This is a genomic window from Streptomyces sp. XM83C, assembly GCF_023072675.1.
GTDB lineage: Bacteria > Actinomycetota > Actinomycetes > Streptomycetales > Streptomycetaceae > Streptomyces > Streptomyces thermocoprophilus.
The window spans coordinates 1-21,560 of the sequence record NZ_JALLGL010000080.1; the positions used below are offsets into that span (position 1 = coordinate 1).

Annotated in this window: 20 protein-coding genes and 1 pseudogene; 11 read left to right on the plus strand and 10 right to left on the minus strand. The window is 70.1% G+C overall.

All coding sequences use genetic code 11. The features are described from left to right. A partial coding sequence (locus MTQ10_RS11850) for a transposase (RefSeq protein ID WP_247465825.1) occupies positions 1-268 on the minus strand: 268 nt, incomplete at its 3' end. A 590-nt stretch (positions 269-858) separates the two neighbouring features. On the opposite strand from MTQ10_RS11850, the gene MTQ10_RS11855 reads away from it, so the two are divergent. Continuing rightward, entirely contained in the window at positions 859-1,881 is a 1,023-nt protein-coding gene (locus MTQ10_RS11855) for a hypothetical protein (RefSeq protein WP_247465828.1), read from the plus strand. A gap of 608 nt (positions 1,882-2,489) precedes the next feature. Here MTQ10_RS11855 and MTQ10_RS11860 read toward each other — a convergent pair. The 4 genes from MTQ10_RS11860 to MTQ10_RS11875 all read right to left on the minus strand — a co-directional run bounded on the left by MTQ10_RS11860 (position 2,490) and on the right by MTQ10_RS11875 (position 6,443). Next, a complete protein-coding gene (locus MTQ10_RS11860) occupies positions 2,490-2,714 on the minus strand; it encodes a hypothetical protein (protein WP_247465830.1) in 225 nt (74 codons plus the stop codon). A gap of 19 nt (positions 2,715-2,733) precedes the next feature. Continuing rightward, positions 2,734-3,033: a hypothetical protein gene (locus MTQ10_RS11865; protein WP_247465832.1), complete on the minus strand. Its 300-nt coding sequence runs from the start codon at positions 3,031-3,033 to the stop codon at positions 2,734-2,736. A gap of 615 nt (positions 3,034-3,648) precedes the next feature. Then, the gene (locus MTQ10_RS11870) at positions 3,649-5,271 is read right to left on the minus strand and encodes a hypothetical protein (protein WP_247465834.1); all 1,623 of its coding nucleotides are present in this window, start codon (positions 5,269-5,271) and stop codon (positions 3,649-3,651) included. Next, entirely contained in the window at positions 5,268-6,443 is a 1,176-nt protein-coding gene (locus tag MTQ10_RS11875; protein WP_247465835.1) for a tyrosine-type recombinase/integrase, read from the minus strand. The genes MTQ10_RS11870 and MTQ10_RS11875 overlap by 4 nt, the downstream gene beginning before the upstream one ends. Positions 6,444-6,490: 47 nt before the next feature. On the opposite strand from MTQ10_RS11875, the gene MTQ10_RS11880 reads away from it, so the two are divergent. From MTQ10_RS11880 to MTQ10_RS11895, 4 genes are all read left to right on the plus strand, one after another. Beyond that, the gene (locus tag MTQ10_RS11880) at positions 6,491-7,039 is read left to right on the plus strand and encodes a Mom family adenine methylcarbamoylation protein (RefSeq protein ID WP_247465837.1); all 549 of its coding nucleotides are present in this window, start codon (positions 6,491-6,493) and stop codon (positions 7,037-7,039) included. A 117-nt stretch (positions 7,040-7,156) separates the two neighbouring features. Then, entirely contained in the window at positions 7,157-8,284 is a 1,128-nt protein-coding gene (locus MTQ10_RS11885; protein WP_247465866.1) for a tyrosine-type recombinase/integrase, read from the plus strand. Beyond that, complete coding sequence (locus MTQ10_RS11890; RefSeq protein ID WP_190044146.1) at positions 8,281-8,628, plus strand: helix-turn-helix domain-containing protein; 348 nt, start codon at positions 8,281-8,283, stop codon at positions 8,626-8,628. Before MTQ10_RS11885 ends, MTQ10_RS11890 begins: the two co-directional genes overlap by 4 nt. 200 nt (positions 8,629-8,828) lie before the next feature. Continuing rightward, a complete protein-coding gene (locus MTQ10_RS11895) occupies positions 8,829-10,982 on the plus strand; it encodes a hypothetical protein (protein WP_247465839.1) in 2,154 nt (717 codons plus the stop codon). Between the two features lie 69 nt (positions 10,983-11,051). Here the strand turns inward: MTQ10_RS11895 and trxB are convergent, their stop codons facing one another. Together trxB and MTQ10_RS11905 are read right to left on the minus strand one after the other, a co-directional pair. Continuing rightward, positions 11,052-12,026 carry a thioredoxin-disulfide reductase gene (trxB, locus tag MTQ10_RS11900; protein WP_247465841.1) on the minus strand — a complete coding sequence of 325 codons (975 nt, stop codon included), beginning with the start codon at positions 12,024-12,026 and terminating at the stop codon, positions 11,052-11,054. After that, positions 12,023-12,445: an arsenate reductase ArsC gene (locus MTQ10_RS11905; RefSeq protein ID WP_247465869.1), complete on the minus strand. Its 423-nt coding sequence runs from the start codon at positions 12,443-12,445 to the stop codon at positions 12,023-12,025. The genes trxB and MTQ10_RS11905 overlap by 4 nt, the downstream gene beginning before the upstream one ends. Positions 12,446-12,539: 94 nt before the next feature. Here MTQ10_RS11905 and MTQ10_RS11910 point away from each other — a divergent pair, with 94 nt between their 5' ends. The 4 genes from MTQ10_RS11910 to MTQ10_RS11925 all read left to right on the plus strand — a co-directional run bounded on the left by MTQ10_RS11910 (position 12,540) and on the right by MTQ10_RS11925 (position 16,306). Beyond that, on the plus strand, positions 12,540-12,848 hold the full coding sequence (locus MTQ10_RS11910; protein ID WP_125504850.1) for an ArsR/SmtB family transcription factor: 309 nt from the start codon (positions 12,540-12,542) through the stop codon (positions 12,846-12,848). Continuing rightward, positions 12,845-13,957 (plus strand): ACR3 family arsenite efflux transporter, encoded by a 1,113-nt coding sequence (gene arsB, locus MTQ10_RS11915; protein WP_247465843.1) that lies wholly within the window; start codon positions 12,845-12,847, stop codon positions 13,955-13,957. Before MTQ10_RS11910 ends, arsB begins: the two co-directional genes overlap by 4 nt. Further along, entirely contained in the window at positions 13,954-15,015 is a 1,062-nt protein-coding gene (locus MTQ10_RS11920) for an ArsO family NAD(P)H-dependent flavin-containing monooxygenase (RefSeq protein WP_247465846.1), read from the plus strand. Before arsB ends, MTQ10_RS11920 begins: the two co-directional genes overlap by 4 nt. Positions 15,016-15,136: 121 nt before the next feature. Beyond that, entirely contained in the window at positions 15,137-16,306 is a 1,170-nt protein-coding gene (locus tag MTQ10_RS11925; protein WP_247465849.1) for a hypothetical protein, read from the plus strand. A gap of 17 nt (positions 16,307-16,323) precedes the next feature. Here the strand turns inward: MTQ10_RS11925 and MTQ10_RS11930 are convergent, their stop codons facing one another. The 3 genes from MTQ10_RS11930 to MTQ10_RS11940 all read right to left on the minus strand — a co-directional run bounded on the left by MTQ10_RS11930 (position 16,324) and on the right by MTQ10_RS11940 (position 18,555). Further along, entirely contained in the window at positions 16,324-16,860 is a 537-nt protein-coding gene (locus MTQ10_RS11930; protein ID WP_247465852.1) for a hypothetical protein, read from the minus strand. 216 nt (positions 16,861-17,076) lie between these two features. Further along, positions 17,077-17,451 carry an ArsR/SmtB family transcription factor gene (locus tag MTQ10_RS11935; protein WP_247465856.1) on the minus strand — a complete coding sequence of 125 codons (375 nt, stop codon included), beginning with the start codon at positions 17,449-17,451 and terminating at the stop codon, positions 17,077-17,079. A 42-nt stretch (positions 17,452-17,493) separates the two neighbouring features. Continuing rightward, positions 17,494-18,555 carry a flavin-containing monooxygenase gene (locus tag MTQ10_RS11940; RefSeq protein ID WP_247465859.1) on the minus strand — a complete coding sequence of 354 codons (1,062 nt, stop codon included), beginning with the start codon at positions 18,553-18,555 and terminating at the stop codon, positions 17,494-17,496. 110 nt (positions 18,556-18,665) lie between these two features. Here MTQ10_RS11940 and MTQ10_RS11945 point away from each other — a divergent pair, with 110 nt between their 5' ends. Further along, positions 18,666-20,069: an NAD(P)-binding domain-containing protein gene (locus tag MTQ10_RS11945; RefSeq protein ID WP_247465861.1), complete on the plus strand. Its 1,404-nt coding sequence runs from the start codon at positions 18,666-18,668 to the stop codon at positions 20,067-20,069. Between the two features lie 140 nt (positions 20,070-20,209). After that, a pseudogene (locus MTQ10_RS11950) lies at positions 20,210-21,433 on the plus strand (MFS transporter); the annotation flags it as partial. Positions 21,434-21,560: the final 127 nt, after the last annotated feature.

The window sequence follows — 21,560 nt, forward strand, 5'->3', positions numbered from 1 at the left end:
TGACGCGGTGCAGCCTGGCCCAGACTCGGTCCCGGCTCCACTGGGCGAAGCGCCGGTAGACCGTGGGCCAGGCCGGCCCGAACACCGGTGGCAACTGCCGCCACGTGCAGCCCGAGGTGGCCACGAAAATGATCGCCGCCAGGCATTCACGGTCACCGGCCCGACGTCGCCCGCCGCCCTGCGGGCGTATGACCTCCGTCGGCGGCACCACCCGCCGAAACAGCACCCACAACTCGTCCGGCACCAACCGCTCCACCAGATCCGTCATGCACGGCCCAACGAGCGATCACGCCATCAGAAACGACGTCTTATGCCCGCATCGCCCCGGTCATCTCGTTCGTCACCCAGGCTCCTGCGCAGGACGGCGCACCCAGCGCTCAGCCCCGGACCTTGCCTGACTCCGTCGTCTTCGTCCAGCCGCCGCCCACCAGCTGAACCCTTCCCGCCGGCGCCACGACGGCAGCGAAGGGCACGCGAGACGGCGCACGACACCGCCCCCGACCGGCGTCGGGGCGGTGGCGTCAACCTCTGCCTGCGACGATTCACCCTGGTGGGTGGTGGTCCGCGGGCCGATCGGCGGCCGATTCGGCCATTCGCCGGGCAGGCCGACAAACATGTGGAGACAAGCTGACGTACCTGCGGGTGAGCCTGCCGGGGCGATGCGTGGCGACACGCCGTGGATTGCCCGGTGGATATGCCGCGTAAACGAGCTGCCTACGGTTGACCAGAACCCCATGGCAGTCGCTTTCAGTAGTCACTCGGTTCCGCTTTGCTGTCGCTCGTTGTCAGTGCCGTCCGGCCCGGACCGGCCCCATCAGTGCGTGTCCGTGGCCGGCGGCGTGAACCGAGGGAGTTCGTGTGGCTGTATCCACGACTGTGGGCACCGTGTGGGCCAAGGGTGTCGACCTGCAAGGCACGCTGTCGAGCGAGCCGGTGCCGGTGCTGAACGCCGACAACCGCCTGGAGGTCTTCGCGCGCGGCTCGGACGGCGGGCTGTGGAGCCGCTGGCAGACCCGTGCCTACGACTGGGGTGAGTGGACCAAGCACGCCGGTGCCGTCATCGCCGGCGTCCCCGCGCCGGTCCTGGGCCGGGACGGCAAGATCCGCGTGTTCTACCGCACCCCGGACGGCAAGCTGGAGGTCATCGACCAGAAGACCCTCAACAGCGGCTTCGCCGCGCCGAGGCAGCTGGCCACCAACGCCGCCGGTGACCCGGTCGCCGTCCGCGGCGCCGACGGACGCCTGCACGCCTTCTACCGCGGCACCGATGACGCCGTCTGGTACACCCGCAACCAGGGCATCTTCTACGAGCAGTACTTCGCCCCCGCCTCGATCAACGGCAGCATCAAGGAGCAGCCGGCCATCGCCCTGGACGGCTCCGGGCGGATTGTCGTCGCGGTGCGGGGGAGCGACGACGGGCTGTGGACGGCGCAGCAGAAGTCGGAGAACTCCGCCGACTTCACCTCCTTCCAGGAGCAGACGACCGGCGTGACCGACTGGCCGACGGCCGCGGTCGACGCCGCGGGCCGGGTGCAGATCTTCTACCGCGGCTCCGACGGCGCCGCGTGGCGGGTCGGGCAGGGCATCGACTACCAGTCCTTCGACACCTCCGTCACCCTGGGCGGCGGCATCAAGCACCGCCCCACCGCCGCGCTCGGCCAGGACGGCCGGCTCAACGTGTTCGTCGTCGGCACCGACCAGGCCCTGTGGGTCGCCGCCCAGACGGGTGAGAACGCCGACACCTACAGCGCCTTCCAGTCCCTGGGCGGCAGCGTCCACGTGCCCAGCGCGCTGGCCGACCACCGCGGCCTGCTGCACGCCTTCTACCGCGGAGCCGGTGGCGCCAACAAGCTCTGGTACACGCCACAGGCGTTCGCCTGAATCAGGGCCAGCGACGGGCAGGACCACGACGGTGGTCCTGGCGCCCAGCGCGACGTCCGACAAACGTGGCGCTGACCAGTTGAGATCCACGGGCCCCGGGGAATCTGCCACATCCCCGGGGCCCGACTTGATGGAGTCACCGGGGTCTTGCGGCCTGTCGCGTCACGCGCCCGGAGGCTCACCGCCTGTGACGGGACCGGCCGACGCCTTGTGGCCTTCCACCGCACTTGTCGTGGATCACGCCGCCGAGCTCGACCGCGTGCACCGGGCGGACGAGATGAATACCAGGCTCGGCTGCTCCCCTATGCCGCACGGCTCACCGCCGATGACGGAGCCCACGTCGAGCGGGAGTCGATCGCACCCTGGCGGACGCGTGCCTGGCATCCGACGAGATAGAGCTGTCCACGCCGATGACCACGCTACGCCTCGCGAGGAGACCACCACCCGCGGCGCCGCCGCGCTCGCCCTCAAGCGGGCCCCGGCGGCGACCGTTGACGACGCTGGAGACCGGGCTGTACGGGTTCGGCGTTGTCATCGAGCCCCCCACGCAGCGCTCGGTGCCGAGGAGGTGACGCGCTGGAGAAGGAGCATAGAACCGGTGACGGCCATCAGCCCCGTTCGAGCCGCACTCCACGCTGCTGCCGGGCGGGACGGCCATAATTGGGCCCCGCCCGGCAGCCGTACCCGCCGAGGCCACCCGGCTGGTGGAGCACATTGTGGCGGCCGAGTGCGTCGGCGACGACTCGGCGATCCGCACCTTGCTTCACCAACTGGCCGACATCGCCCACACCGAGATCCTGCTGCTGCACCACCGGCTCGACGACGACCTGCACCGTTTATCAGCGGGCCCGATTAGAGCACGCCGATTGGCCGTTGGTTCGGCAGGGTGTTGAGCAGACCGATGAGCTGCGCGCCCAAAGCCTCGTTCTTCCGGGCCTGTGCCATGTCGAGGCCGTTCTGCTTGAGGAACTCCTCAGGGAGAGCGGCGGGCAGCCGAAGCTTTCCCCCCGCGACCTGGTCGAGGGGCCCGTTCAACCTGCTACCGCTCAGGGCCAGGAGGTCATCGACATCGGCCGCATGAGCGGTAGAGGTCACGGCCGTAGCTGCCAGCAGCAGAGCTGTAGTTGCCACGTGCCGCAAGTGGATACGCATGGGCTCGTTTCCATTCAGGCGGGGGCGTGAGATCGCCCCGGTCGCCTGATCAACGCAGACTTCGAGCCGGAAGTTGTGCCTTTGCGGCCTCTGCTGCCCCAGGCTGGCTACGCACATACCAACGAGGAACCCGTTCTCAGCAGGGTCGTTAGACCGGCCGAAGATCACCTTCTGCGAGGAGTTGTCGATGCGATCTCGAACCGTCGCCGGCGCGGTGCTGCTGGCCAGTGGCCTGATGGGTGTCGCAGTGAACGCGGCTCATGCTGACACCGATGTCCCGTACGACGCGACGAGCTGGGGCCGCAGCACCCAGCAGGGGACCTCCGACGGAACCACAAGCACGTCCGATAGCGAGTTTCAGGGCGGCACTGCGACCAGCTTCGGCCAGCAGTTCACGAACTCCGGCTCCCTCGGCACCAACTACGCCAACCAGGCGGCCACCTCCAACGCTGTCGGCGGCTCCCAGACCCAGTACAACCCGGCCGTCAGCACACCCGCGTACGAGAGCAGCTTCATTCCCAGCGGCTCTGACCAGTCCTCGACCGTTGGCGGCACTGCCAGCACTTTCTCGGACAGCGCCAACAGCGGCTCGGGCGTCGTAGGAGGCTTCACGACTCATGGAGTGGTGGGCTTGTCCTGTGCTTCGAGGCAGTCCATCCGGAGCCAGCGCACTTCCCAGGGGCGGCGGCCGGTGTCGCGCAGCAGGATGTAAATGGTGCGCAACATGGCCTTGACCACGTCGGGCGCCATGTCCGCGTAGGCGAAGTCTTCGCCGATCAGGTGGACGTGGGCGTCGAGCTGAGCGACGACATACTCCGGGATGGCCTTGCCGGCCATGTCCTCGGCGGAGTCCTCGTAGGGGATCTTGTGGTGCGGGTGGCGGGCGAAGACGGAGGCGACGTGGTCGAGGATCTGAAGGCGCCGTCCGAAGTCGAGCAGCTGGCAGAAGTGTGCGAGGAGCTCGGCGCGGGACCCGTAGGAGAGGGTGGCGGTGCCGTCCTGGCGTTTCCGGTCACGGATGGCGGCGACGACCGCGTCCATGTCCGTGACCTTCAGCGCGCCGGGGTCATGCCCGCCGCCGGGCCGCGAAGACAGGGCCCGCGAGGCCGACAAGCAGCCCTCGAAGGTGCGCCGGAAGTCGTCGTTGTCGGGGGTGGTCTCCTTGACCCAATCGGCGAGAAGGCGGCGCAGCCACTCCTGTCGGATCTGTGTGACGTCCAGGCGGCGGGAGGACACGCGGACACCGGATCGGGTGCGTGAGCGCAGGCCGAGATCGCCGAGCTCCCAGACGGGCCGGTCCAGCGGGTCGATGCCCCGGAAGCGGTCGAAAGCTCCCCGCACGAGGCGCACGACGTCGTTCCAGTGGGCCTCGCAGTTGCGGTCGAGATAGCCGAGGTCGCCGAGCCTCTTGTCCGTGAGCTCGGCGATGGAAGAGACGCCATCGAGTCCTCGGATCATCAGCCGCATCCCGACCGGGCTGAGGGTCGGGCGCTGCTTGTCGCGTTCCACCAGGGCGAAGAGCAGCTCGCGGCGTACCAGCTCGGGCAGGGGGACGAGCGAGAACTGGAAGCCGGTCAGCCACGGCGGCTGAGCAGCAGCCCACTCCACCAGGCCCTCGTGGATCGCGCCCTCCATGCCGGTCTCGTTCCGGTGCCGGCGCCAGCGATCACGGTGGTACGTGCACAGCGGCACCCGGCCATGGGCGCTGCCGGCACAGGCCCCGACCAGGCACGGTATGCCCGGCGGGAGCGGCTCGGCCTCGGACTGGAGCCATGCGTCCAGAGCCAGTGCCGTTTTGCCGCTCTTCAGGTGGTAGCGCCATTTCACGTAGTGCGGGGTGCACGAGCCCCGCGACTGGGCCTCCAGGGCGCAACGCACGCCGTCACGCTCGACCGAGCACGGCGGCCGTTCGCCGGGCAGGGAGCGAACCATCGCCCGGCGGCCGACCTCGGCAAACTCCTCGCGGCTCAGACCGCTTTCAAGGAACTGCTCGTAGCAGGACCGGCACAGATGCCGTGTCGCGCGGACGGCGACGTGGCAGCCGGCGCTGTTGCAGCGCCATATCGCGGTCTCGTCCTTGTCCGGATCGCCGGTGAACAGCCAATTCGCCGCATCCCATTCGTCCGGCCGCCACCCCGGTTCAGTGTTCTCGATCAGCCAGGCCCTCCATCCTGCGCGGTCTACGGGCAGGGTGACGACGCGAGACTCGGCAACGGTGGCCGCCAGTTCGATGGTCATCGCGGCATCTCCCGGCGTCGGGCGTCCGCGCGCTCGACCGCGGCCCGTCGGGATCCCTCGTCGACGTGGACGTACGGGGCCATGGACGACTCGGACATGTGCCCGAGGAGGTCGGAGACCACTGACCGGTCGTTGCCTTGGCGGATCCACTCGGTGGCGGCGCTGTGACGGATCATGTGGGGCCGGGCGATCAGGTCCGCCCGCCGGGCGAGTCGGTCGAAGAGCCCCTTGACGCCGGAGTACGTCATCGCCTGTCCGAATGGCTCGCGGAAGAGGTTGACCAGCACCTGCTCGGTGAAGTCGGCCTGCGAGACGGCCGAGCGTTCGTGGAGGTAGTCGGCGTAGCAGATGCCGAGCTCGCTGGTGACCGGGATGGCGCGCGGCTTCCGCGACTTCGCCCACGCGCCGTTGCTGTTCAGGCGGCGCCGTACGTGCACGTGGGGGCCCTTGACCTGGCAGCCGAACGCCTGCGAGTCGGCCAGGAGGTGCATGTCCTCGCGGCGCAGTCCGAGCGCCTCGCCGATCCTCATTCCGGTGCACCACAGCAGGAGCACCAGGAAGCGGTCCCGCGCGTGCCGGGTCGCGTCGATCAGTCGGGCGATCTGCTCGACCGTTAGCCACTCGATCCCCGAGTCGACGCCCCGGAGCTTGAGTATTCGCGAGCGGACCGTGCGGTGCTGGTCGTTCTCGCCTGGGTTGAAGCCCTTCGGTAGATACCGCAGGTAGCGGGGCTCGGTCAGCTGCCCGGCGAGTTCAGCGTCGACCCACTGCATGCGAACGCCGAAGCTCAGGAACTCGCAGACGGTGCCCACGATCGCATTCGCGGTGTTCTCGTCGCGGAATCGTTCCTGCCCGCCTCCGCCGCGGGCTCTCGATGGGAGCGGTTCCTCCACCAGCCAGTGCAGGAACCGTGCGAGCTGCCACACGGTGATCTGGGCCCACTCCAGGCGGTGGAAGGCGCAGTACGACAGGTACAGCGCTGCCCGCCCGGCGTACGTCCTCTCTGTGTTGTAGGCCCGGCCGGCGTCTCGCAGTCCGGCGAGGAACAGCGAGCCTTCACGGTGGAGGGCGTAGTCGTCGGTTCCGACGATCACCCACCCTGTCTTGTCCTTGGTCAGCGTCGCCCGCTCTGCGCGGAACGACGTGACGAACGTGCCTGTGATGCCGAACACCCCTTGGATACCGATGATCTGGCCAGTTCAGCATGCATGTGGCTGATGTGGCTGTTGGAAAGATCACGATGAAGATAAGGCCCGCCGTCCGCTTCGCCTACGGCCTCATCGACGTCGCCGCTCCGCCGGCAGGCCGACTGGTGGGGGTGCTCACCCTGGGTATCCCGACACAGGTCGCCGTGCTCACCTCAGTGTTCGACCGGCTGGTCCCGTACGAGGAGTCGCTGGAGTTGAACCGGCTGGTGCTGCTCGACGAGGTACCGGCGAACGCGGAGACGTGGGCGCAGGCGCGCGTATTCCGACTGGCGGCCGCCCGAGGCGTCCGGGGGATCGTCGCGCACAGCGACCCCGAGCCCAGGACGCGCCTCACCGCCCACGGACCCGAGGTGATCTTTCCTGGCCATCACGGGACGATCTACCAGGCCAAAGGGATGGATTACCTGGGCAAGACGCGACCGCGGCGCCTGACCATGCTGCCTGACGGCTCAGTCCTCCATAGTGGAGTACGCGCGGGTTCCCCTGCCCCTGCCTGGGCCTCCGAAGCTGCATTTCAGCAGGCAGGACGCGCCGTCGGCCACGTTCACACGTTGGTGTGAGATCTCGGCAGTAACTCGCAGATTCTGCGAGTAACCCCTGTAATTTCCTGGTTCGTGTCAGATTCCGAAAGTCGCGTGCTGACGCTGGTGCGTCCGAGTGCGGACGCCAGCGCGGTGGTGGACCCGGCCGCGGTCTCGGTGGAATCGGGGTTGGCGGACGTCGTCACCTTGCAGCGCCGCCGGCAGGCCCGCATGTCCGCCGTCGACGAGGAGAGCTTCTTCCTCGACACGCTCTCGGAGTACCAGTGGGCCCGGGACGCGGCCGGTCTGGCGCCGACGACACTCGACGGCCTGCTCAAGCCCGTGGTCGAGGTCTGCGAGTACTACGGCACCGTGCCGTGGCAACTTTCCCCGCGTGAGGTCGACCGCTACTTCGCCGGGCCGGGCAAGCGGGCACCATCGACGCTGCGCGGAAAGATCAACAAGATCGACGCGTACTTCGCGTTCCTCGAGCAGCGATACGCCGGCGAGATCATGCGGCGCTTCGGCGCCACCGTCGAGTCGCCGATCGACCCGTTCAACCGGCCCCGACACCGCGGGGACTTCGGCCTGCGGATCCCGCCGTCGCAGACGGCGATGCGCGACTTCCTAGGCCGGTGGCGCGAGGACCTGCCCAACGCCCGGAAGTACCTGGTCGCCTGCCGCGACTACGTGATGACCAAGGTCGCCTACCTCTCCGGCGTCCGCGCCGCGGAGCTGTGCGGCGTGTGCATGGGCGACCTGCACTGGGAGCACGGGCAGTGGGGCCGGTTCGTCGTACTGGGCAAGGGCGCCCACGGCTCGGGGCCACGGCCGCGCGAGGCGTACATGTTCCAAGAGGGCCGGGCCCTGCTGTGGTGGTACATCGAGGAGATCCGCGGCGAGTTCGGCGACGACATCGAACACCCGCGGGCGCCGCTGTGGCCCTCGGAACGCAAGCCGACCGCCGTCGCCTCGCTGAACCTGCCGATCGCGCCGACGATCGTGCCGTCCACGTTCCGCAAGGCGCTGCACACGGCGGCCGCGAACTACCTGACCGGCCCGGTCACCGACCTCTTCCCGCACCTGCTGCGTCACGCCTGCGCGACCCACAACTACGAGCGTGGGATGACGTTGTGGGAAGTGCAGAAGGTCCTCGGACACGACTGGGCAACCACGACACTTCGGTACATGGCGACTGCTCACGCCGACCCTGAGCACGCGAACCTGACCGCGAGCTCCCGGGCGGCTCAACGACTGGTGATGGACAAGGGGAACCTACGGTGAAGTGGAACCTTCGGATGGTGGCCGCGCAACGGGACCTGTGGCGGCCGACCGAGGTGCTGGCCGCCTTCCAGCAGGTGGGGTTCAACCCGTCGCTGAGCAAGGTGGCCGCGCTGTGGGGCGGGACCCCGGTCACCGTGCGCCTGGAGGACCTGGACAAGATGTGCGCCGCGCTGAACTGCACGGTCGCCGACCTTCTCCAGGCCGAGCCGCTCGCCGACGCCCAGGCGGCGCCAGAGTCCGGCCAGCGCGCGGTCGGCGCCGAGGAGCAGCCGGCGGCGGGCCCGCTCCGGCCGGTGCCGCGCAGCCGTCGGGGTGCCGGGCCGCGCTCGCTCCCGCCGAACTGAACGGCCGGCAGGTGGCAGTGGGGCGTGGAGAGGGGCGGGCACGGAGCTGCCCGGTGTGTCTGGGATGGCTGGTGGTGCACTGGAACCGGGTGTGCGACGGGTGCCGGCCCTGGGCGAGGCGGTACCCCGAGGTCGGGGTGTGCCCGCGGTGCCAGCACGAGGCGCACCTGAACACGGACGGGCTGTGCAAGCCGTGCCTGATGGCGATCCGGGCAGAGGACGACGCCGAGTGGGCCCTGGGTCTGGAGGAGGCGCGACCGCGGCCGGTCCAGCTCATCGTCGGCGGGATGTACGGCGACCGGTCGGCGGACGCCCGGCCGCTGCGCCGGCGAACGAAGAACGGGCTCAAGGTAGGGCAGGGGTGGTGGATCAAGCTCCGGAAGCAGCGCGCTGCCCCGGCCGGGCCGCCAGTGTTGCAGGCGCAGATGTGCGGCCAGCTTGCGCTGTTCACGGTGCCCAGGGCATTGACCGACGCCACGGTCAGCGCAATCGTCGGTCGGCCGGTAGTCGGATGGGGGGAATGCCGCCCGGTGATCGAGGCGATGGCAGCCGAGCACGGCATGTCCGTGGGCTGGCAGCACAAGATCGCCGAGATGGTCCGTCTCGCGCTGGCCGTGCGGGAGGCCGAGGGCGCCGTTCGGCTGCCGGAGCCGATGCTGCGGGATCTGCCGTCCAATGGGGACGCGGTGCGCCTGGTCCTGCTGCGGGCCGGCTTGCTCGACCCGGCGCCAGAGCCTATGCGGTTCTCCACTACCAACCAGCCCACCACCACCTACATCACCGCCCCGGCGCCGTTGCCGCCGTCCGTGGCGCGATCATGCCGCGACTGCGATGCCTGGATGGCCGCCGGCAAGCGGGGCTTGCGCTGTGATCCGTGCCGTCACTGGCGCGAGCTGCACCCTGCGGGCCGGTGCGTCCGGTGCCGGCGGGACGAGCTGCCGCTGCGCGGCGACCGGTGCCGCACCTGTCGCCTCTACCGGCACCTGGACGACTCGGCCCTGACCGCGGTGCGGGCCACCCAGCTGGTCATCGACCTTCCGCGCGGGGTTCCCGGCCAGGCCCAGTTGATCCCGGTCGCCGAACCCGCACCGGCGGAAGGCGAGGACGAGGCGGTGTCCGCCCTGCATGCCGCCCGCGGGCAGAAGCCGCTCTTCGGGATGCGGCGCAACTGGTCGCCGGTCATGGCCCGCCTACGCCGCCGCAGCTACCGGGACCTGCCGTTGACCAGCGAGGCCCGTGCGCTGACCGAGGAACTGGACCGGCTGCGCCGCGGCCGGCAGGACCCCGCCTACCGCAAGGACATCCGCACCCTGACGATCCTGGTGTACTGGCTCGGCGCCGAGACCCCCTTCCAGGAGCGCGACGTCCACGACCTCGCTCTGCTCGACCCCAACCTCGCGGCCAAGCGGGTCTGCCAGTTCCTCGCCGCCCGGGGCCTGCTGGTCGAGGACCCCGAGCTGCACCGAGACGCGGACCAGGTATGGGTCGAGGCCACCATCGCCACGCTGCCGCCGACCGTCGCCGACGAGGTGAGTCTGTGGGTCACGGTCCTGCGCGGCCAGGGCCGGCGGGAACATGAGGCCCGCAGCTACGACGGCATCCGCCGCTACCTCACCTCACTCCAGCCGGTCCTCACCGCCTGGACCCGCAGCGGCATCACGACACTGCGGCAGATCACCAGCGACCACGCCACCACCGCTGTCGACGAACTCACCGGGAGCGCCCGCCGCCAGCTCGCCATCAGCCTGCGCAACCTGTTCAAGGCCCTGCGCCAAGAACGCGTCATCTTCCGCGACCCCACCCGCAATCTCCCCGTCGGCGACCTCAAGGGCATCCCGAAGTCCGTGCCCTCGGACCTCCTGGCCACTCTCCTCGACCGCGCCACAACCCCGCTCGGCCGGCTCATCGTCGCCCTGACCGCCGTCCACGCCCTGCCCGGCCACGAGATGCCCACGCTGCTCACCTGCGACCTCAACCTCGCCCACGGCACCCTCGAAGCCCGCCGCGGCCTGCTGCGCCACACCCTCTACATCGAGGAGTTCACCCACGGCCTCGCCGCCGAGTGGCTCACCTACCGCCACCGCCGCTGGCCCGCCTCGACCAACCCCCACCTGCTCGTCAGCCAGCGCACCGCACTCGACCCCGACCACCCGCCGGTCAGCATGACCATGCTGCACCGGCACCTGCCCAAGGGATTCACGCTGGACGGCCTACGACAGGACCGGATCCTGAACGAGGCATTCGAGACCGGCGATCCGCTGAAGCTGATGCGCCTGTTCGGCATCACGGAGAAGACCGCCATGCACTACGTCGGCGTGGCCCACCCGGAGAAGACCTCCCAGCTTCCCCGGTGAGTCCGGGGGCGGGAACGACAGCGGCGGGGCCGCCCGGAGCTTCCGGACGACCCCGCCTGCGAGTACCGATCAGGCCGGGACGGCAGCGGGCTCCGGCTCTGTCTCGGACGTGCCGCGGGCGGCGAGGTAGCGCTCGGCGTCCAGGGCCGCGGCCGCGCCTGTTCCGGCAGCGGTGATGGCCTGGCGGTAGGTGTGGTCCACGACGTCGCCGGCCGCGAACACCCCGGGCAGGCTCGTACGCGTCGACGGGGCGGCCACCTGGATGTAGCCCTCGCTGTCCAGCTCGAGCTGGCCGGTGAACAGCTCGGTTCGGGGGTCGTGGCCGATCGCGATGAACAGGCCCGTCACGTCCAGGTCGCGCGTGGCGCCGGTGAAGACGTCGCGCAGAACGACGCCATCGAGCATGCCGTTCGTCTCCTTGATCTCGGCGATCTCGCTGTCGAACGCGAAGGAGATCTTGTCGTCGGCGAACGCCCGGTCCTGCATGACCTTTGAGGCCCGCAGCGTGGAGCGGCGGTGGACGACGGTGACCGAGCGTGCGAAGCGGGTGAGGAAGGTGGCTTCCTCCATGGCGGTGTCGCCGCCGCCGACCACGACGATGTCGCGGTCACGGAAGAAGAATCCGTCGCAGGTCGCGCACCAGGACACCCCGCGACCGGACAGCTCGTCCTCCTTCGGCAGGCCGAGCTTGCGGTAGCCGGAGCCGGTGGCGATGATCACCGTCTTCGCACGGTGCACGGTGCCCGCGGAGTCGGTGAGGAGCTTGATGTCGCCGGTGAGGTCGACCTCGACGATGTCGTCGTCGATCATCTCGGCGCCGAACTTCTCGGCCTGGGCCCGCATGTTCTCCATCAGGACCGGGCCGTCGACGCCGTCGGGGAAGCCGGGGAAGTTCTCCACCTCGGTGGTCGTGGTGAGCGAGCCCCCGACGAAGATGGAGCTACTGAACAGCAGGGGCTGCAGCTGGGCGCGGGCGGTGTAGAGCGCGGCGGTGTATCCGGCGGGGCCGGAGCCGATGATGACAACCTCGCGTATCTCGCTCACGCCGTCGCCTCCGACTTCGCCGGGGCGATCTCGGCGATCAGGCCCTCCACCAGGGTCTTGATCTCGTCGCGGATCGGGCGGACGGCCTCGACGCCCTGGCCAGCCGGGTCGTCCAGCTTCCAGTCGAGGTAGCGCTTGCCGGGGAAGACGGGGCAGGTGTCGCCGCAGCCCATGGTGATGCACACGTCCGACTCCTTCACCGCGTCCACAGTGAGGATCTTCGGGACCTCGGCGGAGATGTCGATGCCGACCTCGACCATGGCCTCGACGGCGGCCGGGTTGACCTGGTCGCCGGGGTTGGAGCCGGCGGAGCGGACCTCGACGCGGTCGCCGGCCAGGTGGGTCAGCCAGGCGGCGGCCATCTGGGAGCGGCCGGCGTTGTGGACACAGACGAACAGGACGGACGGCTTGTCGGCCATGGTGATCGTTCTCTCTCGTCGCATGGCGGAACCCAGCCGCCAATGACTTCAGCCCCGCTGGTATCAGCGGGCGATGATGTGACAGTATCAGTGCATGCTGACTTCAGTCGATCCTGATGTGATCCGGGTGCTGGGCGATCCGCTCCGCCTTCGGATCGTGACCCTGCTGGCGCGCGAGACGCTGTGCACGACGCACCTGGTCGAGGAGACCGGAGCCAAGCAGACCAACCTGTCCAACCACATGAAGGTGCTGCGCGAGGCCGGGATCGTGGAGACCGAGCCGTGCGGCCGCTTCACCTACTACAAGCTCAAGCCCGAGGTCCTGGCCGGCCTGTCCGAGCAGTTCGCCGAGCTCGCCGCCTCCGCCCGCACCGCCGCCGAGAACAAGAGGGCCTGCCCGTGACCTCCACCGAGCCCACCACCGCCCCCGCTCCGACTGGCGGTGGGGACGACTCGATCGTCAAGAAGCTCTCCACCCTCGACCGCTACCTCGCGGTCTGGATCCTGCTCGCCATGGCCGTCGGCCTGGGCCTGGGCCGGATCATCCCGGGCATGAACGACGCGCTCGCGAAGATCGAGATCGGCGGAATCTCCCTGCCGATCGCGCTCGGCCTGCTCGTGATGATGTACCCGGTGCTGGCGAAGGTCCGCTACGACCGGCTCGACCGCGTCACCGGCGACAAGAAGCTGATGGTCTCCTCGCTGGTCATCAACTGGATCGTCGGCCCCGCGGTGATGTTCGCCCTGGCGTGGATCTTCCTGCCGGACCTGCCCGAGTACCGCACCGGCCTGATCATCGTCGGCCTGGCCCGCTGCATCGCCATGGTCATCATCTGGAACGACCTCGCCTGCGGCGACCGCGAGGCCGCGGCTGTCCTGGTCGCCCTCAACAGCGTCTTCCAGGTCCTCGCGTTCGGCCTGCTGGGCTGGTTCTACCTCGACCTGCTGCCGCGCTGGATGAACCTCGGCGACGGCCAGGGCCTGGACGTGTCCGTCTGGCACATCGCGCTGAACGTCGTCATCTTCCTCGGCATCCCGCTGCTGGCCGGCTTCCTGACCCGCCGCATCGGCGAGCAGAAGCTGGGCCGCGCCGACTACGAGGCGAAGTTCCTGCCGAAGATCGGCCCGTGGGCGCTGTACGGGCTGCTGTTCACGATCGTCATCCTCTTCGCCCTCCAGGGGAAGACGATCACCTCCCAGCCGCTGGATGTCGCCCGGATCGCGCTGCCGCTGCTGGTGTACTTCGCGGTCATGTTCTTCGGCACCTTCCTGCTCGGCAAGGGCCTGGGCCTGGCCTACGACCGCACCGCCACCCTCGCCTTCACCGCGGCGGGCAACAACTTCGAGCTGGCCATCGCGGTCGCCATCGCCACCTTCGGCGTCACCTCCGGCCAAGCCCTGTCCGGCGTCGTCGGCCCGCTCATCGAAGTCCCGGTCCTGATCGGCCTGGTCTACGTCGCGCTCGCCTGGCGAAGGAAGTTCGCCCCGGGCGCGGTGACGACGGCCCCGTGACGCAACACACGGATGTGGTGGTGGTCGGCGGCGGCCAGGCAGGACTCGCCGCCGGCTACCACCTGCGCCGCCAGGGCCTCGACTTCGTGATCCTGGACGCGGGGGCGGCTCCGGGCGGGTCCTGGCAGCACATGTGGGACTCCCTGCACCTGTTCTCCCCGGCCGAGCACTCCTCACTGCCCGGACGGCTCATGCCCGCCCAGCCCGGCGAGTCCTACCCGGACGCCAGGCACGTGGTGGACTACCTCACCGACTACGAGAAGCGCTACGACCTGCCCGTCCAGCGCGGCACCCCTGTGCAGGCCGTACGCCGCGACGGCGAGAGGCTCCTGGTCGAGGCGGACTCCGGCACCTGGCGGACTCAGGCGGTCATCAGCGCAACCGGCACGTGGTCGCGGCCCTTTCTCCCCGCCGTCCCCGGCCGATCCGTCTTCGCCGGGCGGCAGCTGCACACAGTGAACTACCGCTCCCCTGCCGACTTCGCCGGGCAGCGCGTCATCGTGGTCGGCGGTGGCAACTCCGGCGCCCAGATCGCAGCCGATCTCACCTTGGACGGACGTGCCGAAGTGACCTGGGTGACCCCGCGCCCACCGCGGTTCCTTCCGGACGACATCGACGGCCGCGCCCTGTTCGATGTCGCCACCGCCCGCCGCCGCGCTCTCGACGCCGGCCGCGACGACACCGGCGGGGTGGCTTCGCTCGGCGACATCGTGGCCGTGCCGCCTGTCCGCGCCGCCCGCGACGCCGGACGCCTGCAGGCGAGGCCCATGTTCACCCACCTCACCACCGACGGCGTCCGGTGGGCCGACGGCAGCGGGATAGGCGCTGATGCGGTCATCTGGTGCACCGGCTTCCGTCCAGCCCTGCCTCACCTCGCTCCGCTGGATTTGCGCGGGCCGCGCGGCCGCATCCCCACTGACGGCACACGTGCCCTGGGCGAGCCGCGGCTGCACCTGCTCGGCTACGGCGACTGGACCGGCCCGGCCTCCGCCACCCTCATCGGCGTCGGCCGCACCGCCCGGGACGCCGTCCGGGAGGTCGTCGGCCTTTTCACGTAGGCGCCGGAGCGGCCGCCTCGCTGTCACCACCCTGTTCACCGGTTGCGTACAGCTCCCGTTTGTCAGTGACACCAGCGACAATTCCTTCCGACAGCGCTGTGGGGCAGGGGGATGCGCGAGCATGCAGACAGATGACTTCTTCCGCGGCAGGCCCGATGAGCACGCGGACTGGCCTGACCACAGGCCGGGCGAATGGGTGTGCCAGCTGTGGGAGCTGGATGTCGAGCTGATGGAGTCCCTGCGGTTCGGTCCCCTGCCGGCCCACCCGGACCTGGACGTAGCCGTGGCCCTGACCCGACTGCTGCATGAGGACTTTGTCGCCAGGGGCACACGCCACGACGAACGGATGAATGACGAGGAAGTCGTCCTCGCCGTCAAAGCGCACCGGGCGGTCCTTGAGCGCTTGGGCCTGGAGCCGCCGCAGCTGCCGTTCCGTCATCACAGCGGCTTCTACGAGTACTGGCGCAAGAACGACATGTCCGGGGGCGGCGGATGGCAGGCGCGCCGCGAGTGCATCGAAGAGCTGCTGGGGCCGACCCGCCAGGCCTTGGAGGACCTGCAGGAGGCCGAGTACGAGCAGCGTTTCAAGAACGGCCCCCGTGGCACTTTCAAGAACCTCATCTTCGCGGCCGTGGGCCCGAAGCCGCAGATCGTGTTGCGGGACGCGGTGAGCAACGAGGTGGAGATCGTCCGGAACGCCGAGAACTGCCTCGTGTATAAGGACCCGCTGCCGCTACAGGGCCTGACCTGGCGACAGATGGTCACCTGGTGGCAGACGCACCACATGCCAGACGCCGCGGAGCCAGAGGCCGCCGATGCGCTGTACAGGCGGCTGTACCGCTCACTGGATTCCCTGCCGGAGCAGACGGTTCTGCGCACGTACTGCGCCCGCTACGCCGAACCCAACGGGTTCGACCTGCCCGCCCTCATTCCGCAGGTCTACCTGCACTACGACCCCTACACCCGCAAGAGCGGCGGACGCAGCGGGGCCCTGCACCGCGAGCGGATGGACTTCCTGCTGCTGGCCCCCGACCGCTCCCGCATCGTGATCGAGGTCGACGGCGCCCATCACTACGGCATCAAGAACCCCACCGGGCCGGACGGCCGCACCACCTACACCGCCTCGCCCAAGCTGTACTCGGAGATGGTCGCCGAGGACCGCCGCCTGCGGCTGGCCGGCTATGAGATCTACCGCTTCGGCGGCTGGGAACTCACCCGGCCCGACAGCCCGCAGCTCATTTCCGACTTCTTCACCGAGCTCCTCAACCGCCACAAGAAGCCGACACCGTAACGACGGCACGCACCGCTTCAGTAGCCGGCCGTGTCCATGGCCTCCATGTACTCGATCTGCCAGTTCTCGTACTCACCGAGATGAGACGAGTAACCGCCCCACAGCAGGTGCGCGAGCTTGTGCAGCTCGTTCACCTGCTCATAGAAGTTGACGTTCTGCTGCACGGGCCGGGCGGGAGCCCGGTCGGCGCCGTGGCCGACCACGGCGTACCGGTAGGTCTCCCCCGTCGCATCCTCGCTGTCCAGCCAGCTCAGCTGACTCCAGGACTCCGGGTCGATGCGCTGTTCCACCTTGGGCAGGTCCAACAGGGCCAGGTACCGGTTGAGGCAGTCCGCCAGTCTTCTGATGTTGTGCGTGCGCAGACGCTTGTCCAACTGGTCGGGGCTAAGGTCTTCTTCTCCTGTGTAGCCCTCGCGCAGCGCGCACTGGGCGGCCTTGCGGATCAGCCACTTCAGCGACAGCTCGATGCTGTGCCGGTAGTTGTAGAGGATTGGGAGGGGCAGCAGGTCGTCCGGGCCATGGGCGACCCAGTGTCGGGCGGCGGTCTCAGCCACTCGCAGATAGCCGCCTGCAAGGGCGAGATCGTCCTCGCTGTCACCGCCCCAGACGGCGATCTCGGCATTCGCCCAGCGGGGCCGGGGCAGGCTCAACCGGTCTTCTGCTTCCTCCATCCCGTCAGGATGGCAACTGCCCGCCTCGTCCACTACCGCTTTTGGCAACTGTCCAGCGCCGCAACCACCCTGGGCACTTCGGCGGGCGTCCGGGTGTAGTCATGCCGCAGCCGATGCACCGATCAGGAGTTGGCCCATGGCGGCGAGCACGGACGGCTCGACACGGTAGTACACCCAGGTGCCGCGTCGCTCGGATGTGAGCAGCCCGGCTTCCTTGAGCTTCTTCAGGTGGTGGGAGACGGTGGGCTGGGAGACGCCGACGTCTGAGATGTCGCAGACGCACGCCTCCCCGCCCTCGTGCGAGGCCACCGCGGAGAACAGCCGCAGCCTCACCGGGTCACCGAGGGCTTTGAACATCCGCGCTGCGGTCTCGGCCTCCTCAGCGGTCATCGGGCGCTCGGTCAGCGGCGGGCAGCACGGCGCCACACCCTGACCGTCGGCTTCGAGCAGCGGCAGCACCTTCGCATTCGACATGCGTCTATGTTGACACACGTCGAACCAGTGCAGGGAGGTCCGTCACTGGCGGGCGAGACGGGCGGCGAGGTGTCGAGCGACACGGTCCGCGTCGCGGCCCACGCCACGCAGCGAGTTCGACGACAGACTGCGCTGCCATTCCAGCCCGACAAATACCAGGCCCGGTATCCCATTGGCGAGGCCCTCTCGGTGTCGGGGGTTCCCGTCGCCGTCCAGGGCGCCGTGGAGGGGAGCGAGGTAAGGCAGGTCGGGCCGGTAGCCGGTGGCGAGAACGATCGCGTCGACCTCCTCCCGCTGCCCGTCCGGCCAGACGAGCTTGATTCCGTCGGCGCCGGTGAACAACGGCCGCCGGTCGGGCCGTCCGGCGGCCAGGGCGGCCCGATAGCGGCCGTCGTCGAGGACCGGCTGCGTCGGCGGGCGCGACAGGAACCTGGCGAGGGGTGCGGTGTCCAGGCCGGTGCGGGCCGTCCAGAAGTGCAGGTCGCGGCCGAGGACGCGCTGGGCGGCGAACTTCACCGGGGCGCGGGTGGCGAGCGTGACGCGTGCGCTCTTGGCGAGTTCGGCGGCGATCTGCACGGCGGAGTTCCCGGCCCCGACCACGACCACGCGGCGGCCGGAGAAGGGGGCCGGGCTGCGGTAGTCGGCGGCGTGCAGCACCTGGCCGGTGAACTCCTCCAGACCCGGTAGCGCGGGCTGGTGCGGGTGGCCGAACGTGCCGGAGGCCGCCACGACGGCTCGCGCGGACAGCCGACCGCCGCCCTCCAGTTCCACTGCGAAGCCGTCGCCGGTGCGGCGGACCGCGGTGGCGCGGCAGCCGGTGCGGATCTCGGCGTCCAGGCGGTCGGCGTAGGCGGTGAGGTAGGCGACGACCTCGTCGCGGTGGGGGTAGCGGTCGAGGTCGGCGCCGGGGAACGGCATCCCGGGCAGGGAGCTGTACCGGGCGGGCGAGAAGAGCGTGAGGCTGTCGTAGTAGTGCGGCCACGACCCGGCCGCACGGTCGGACGCTTCCAGCACCACCGGCCGCAGCCCGCGCCGCAGCAGCGCGTGGGCGGTGGCGAGGCCGGACTGGCCGCCGCCGATGACGGTGACGTCGATGTGCTCCACCAGCGAATCCCCCTGGGTTCGATGAATGTCTATGTTGACGCCTATCAATATAGATGCCATGCCGGGCCGCGCAAGCCATCGACAGATGTCGAAACACGCAAGGAGTCGCCGTGAACGCGCCCGCCACCACCGAGCTGCCCGTCATCGTGATCGGGGCCGGACCCGCCGGCCTGGCCGCCGCCGCCCACCTCATCGACCAGGGCATCGAGCCCCTGGTCCTGGAGGCCGGGCCTACCGCTGGCGCCGCGGTGCGCGAGTGGGCGCACGTGCGCCTGTTCTCCACCTGGGGCGAGGTCGTCGACCCCGCCGCCGAGAAGCTCCTGGCCCCCACCGGATGGACGAGGCCCGACCCGGCCACCTACCCCTCCGGCGGCGACTGGGCCGACCTCTACCTGCAGCAGCTCGCCGACGTACTCGGCGACCGCGTCCGCACCGGCGCGCGCGTCACCGGCGTCTCCCGCACCGGCCGGGACCGGATCGTGGACGCCGACCGCGAGGCCCAGCCGTTCGTCGTGCACATCGCCCACACCGACGGCCATGAGGAGCGCCTCTTCGCCCGCGCCGTCATCGACGCCTCCGGCACCTGGTCCACGCCGTCCCCGGCCGGCGGCAGCGGACTTCCCACGCTCGGCGAGAAGGCCGCCGCGGACCGGATCACCTACCGCGTCCCGGACCTGAAGGACCCCGCCGTCCGGGCCCGGTACACGGGCAAGCGCACCGCCGTCATCGGCTCCGGCGCCTCCGCCTTCACCGCTCTCGCCTACCTCGCCGACCTCGCCAAGGCCGACGACGGCGCGGGCACGAAGGGCGTGTGGATCCTGCGCCGTGGCATCTCCAGCTCCACCTTCGGCGGCGGAGAAGCCGACCAGCTGCCGGCGCGCGGCGCTCTGGGCCTGGCGGCGAAGGCCGCCGTCGACGAGGGCCACGCGGACGCGGTCACCGGCTTTCGCACCGAGGCGATCGAGCGCGACACCGACGGCTGCTTGGTCCTGGTCGGCGAGGACGGGCGCCGCTTGGACCCGGTCGACGAGGTCATCGTGCTGACCGGCTTCCGCCCCGACCTGTCCTTCCTCGACGAGCTGCGCCTCGGCCTCGACGAGCGCCTCCAGGCCCCGACCGCGCTGGCTCCGCTGATCGACCCCAACCAGCACTCCTGCGGCACTGTCTACCCGCACGGCCACCGCGAGCTCTCCCACCCGGAGCAGGGCGTGTACCTGGTCGGGATGAAGTCCTACGGCCGCGCCCCGACGTTCCTCGCGATGACCGGCTACGAGCAGGTCCGCTCCGTCGCCGCCGCGATCGCCGGCGACCTCGACGCTGCCGACCGCGTGGAACTCACCCTGCCCGAGACGGGAGTCTGCGGCGGCGCCGGCCTGTTCGACGCCCCCGACGCCGCTCAGGGCGACGGTGGTGGCTGCTGCGCGCCCGCGCCGCAGCTCGTCCAGCTCGGCACCCCCGCCACGGTCGGGGCGGCTGCCGAGGAGGCACCGGCGGGCGGCTGCTGCGGCTCGTGACCAGCCTGGGCGCCCCTGCGCGTGGGGCCGCGACCGGAACAGGGGACCGGTCGCGGCCCCGCGCCGCCCTGCCCGCCCTCTGCGCCACGCAGATCGTGAGCTGGGGCATCGTCTACTACGCGTTCCCCGTCCTCAACCCCCAGATCACCGCCGCGACCGGCTGGCCGGCCGGGGCGACCACCGCGGCGTTCTCCCTCGCGCTCGTCGTCTCTGCACTCGCCGGAATCCGCGTCGGCCGCATCCTCGACCAACGCGGCCCCCGCGCCGTCATGACCATCGGCTCCATGCTCGGCGTCATCAGCCTGCTGATCGTGGCTGCGGCCCCCAACCTCGCAGTTTTCACCGCTGGTTGGGTGCTCGCCGGGCTTGCGATGGCGACCATCTTCTACCAGCCCGCGTTCGCTGCCCTCACCCGCTGGTGGGCCCCCGACCACGTCCGCGCCCTGACCATCGTCACCCTCGCCGGCGGACTCGCCTCCACCGTCTTCGCACCCCTGACCGCAGCCCTCGCCGACCACCTGTCCTGGCGCCACACCTACCTCGTACTCGCCGCCATCCTCGCCGCCGTCACCATCCCCGCCCACGCCCTGGCCCTACGCGCACCCTGGCCCGACGCCCCAACCGCCCCTGCACACGCGGCCGCAGGCGCCGCCAAGGTCGGGCGCAGCCGACCGTTCCTCCTGCTCTCCGCCGCCTTCACCCTGTCGGCTTTCGCGATGTACGCCGTCGTCGTCGCCCTCGTCCCGCTCCTGCTGGAGCGCGGGTACACCACCAGCCAGGCCGCCTGGGCCCTCGGCATCGGCGGTGCCGGACAGACCCTTGGCCGCACCACGTACGCAGCCCTCGCCCGCCGCACCACCGCCACGACCCGCACCACGATCCTGATCGCGCTCGGCGGGCTGACCACCGCCGCCTTCGCCGCCGCACCCGGCCCGTACGCCCTTCTCATCGCCGTGGCGATCGTGGCCGGCATGGTCCGCGGCAACCTCACCCTGCTCCAGGCCACCGCCATCACCGACCGCTGGGGCGCAACCCACTACGGCCGCCTCTCCGGACTCCTCGCAGCACCAGCCACCACAGCGGCAGCCCTCGCACCCTTCGCCGGCGCCGCCCTGGCCGTGCCGCTAGTGCCGCGGCAGGCAACGTTTGCCCGTCAAGGAGCGGCGTCATGGGGGTCCCCCCCTGCTCGAGCGAAGCCGAGAGCTTGGGGGAGCGTGCTCTCGGTGTGCCGGCCGGAAGTCCTCGTACTGGATGTGCTTGGGCTTTCGGCCGGTGCGGCGAGTGGGGGTCCCCCCTGCTCGAAGAGCTCGGGGGAGGCGTGCTGGGCGTCGCGACGGGGCGAACGTTGCCTGTTGCGGCACTAACGAGCTCGTGCACGGTAGGCGGTGAGGCGTCGAGGATGGCGGCGGGGCTCGGTGTTCACATCTGCCGCGCCGACGTCAGGTCCGCAGTCTGCTGGTGGGACAGCAGGGCGGCGACGGCCTGGACGGT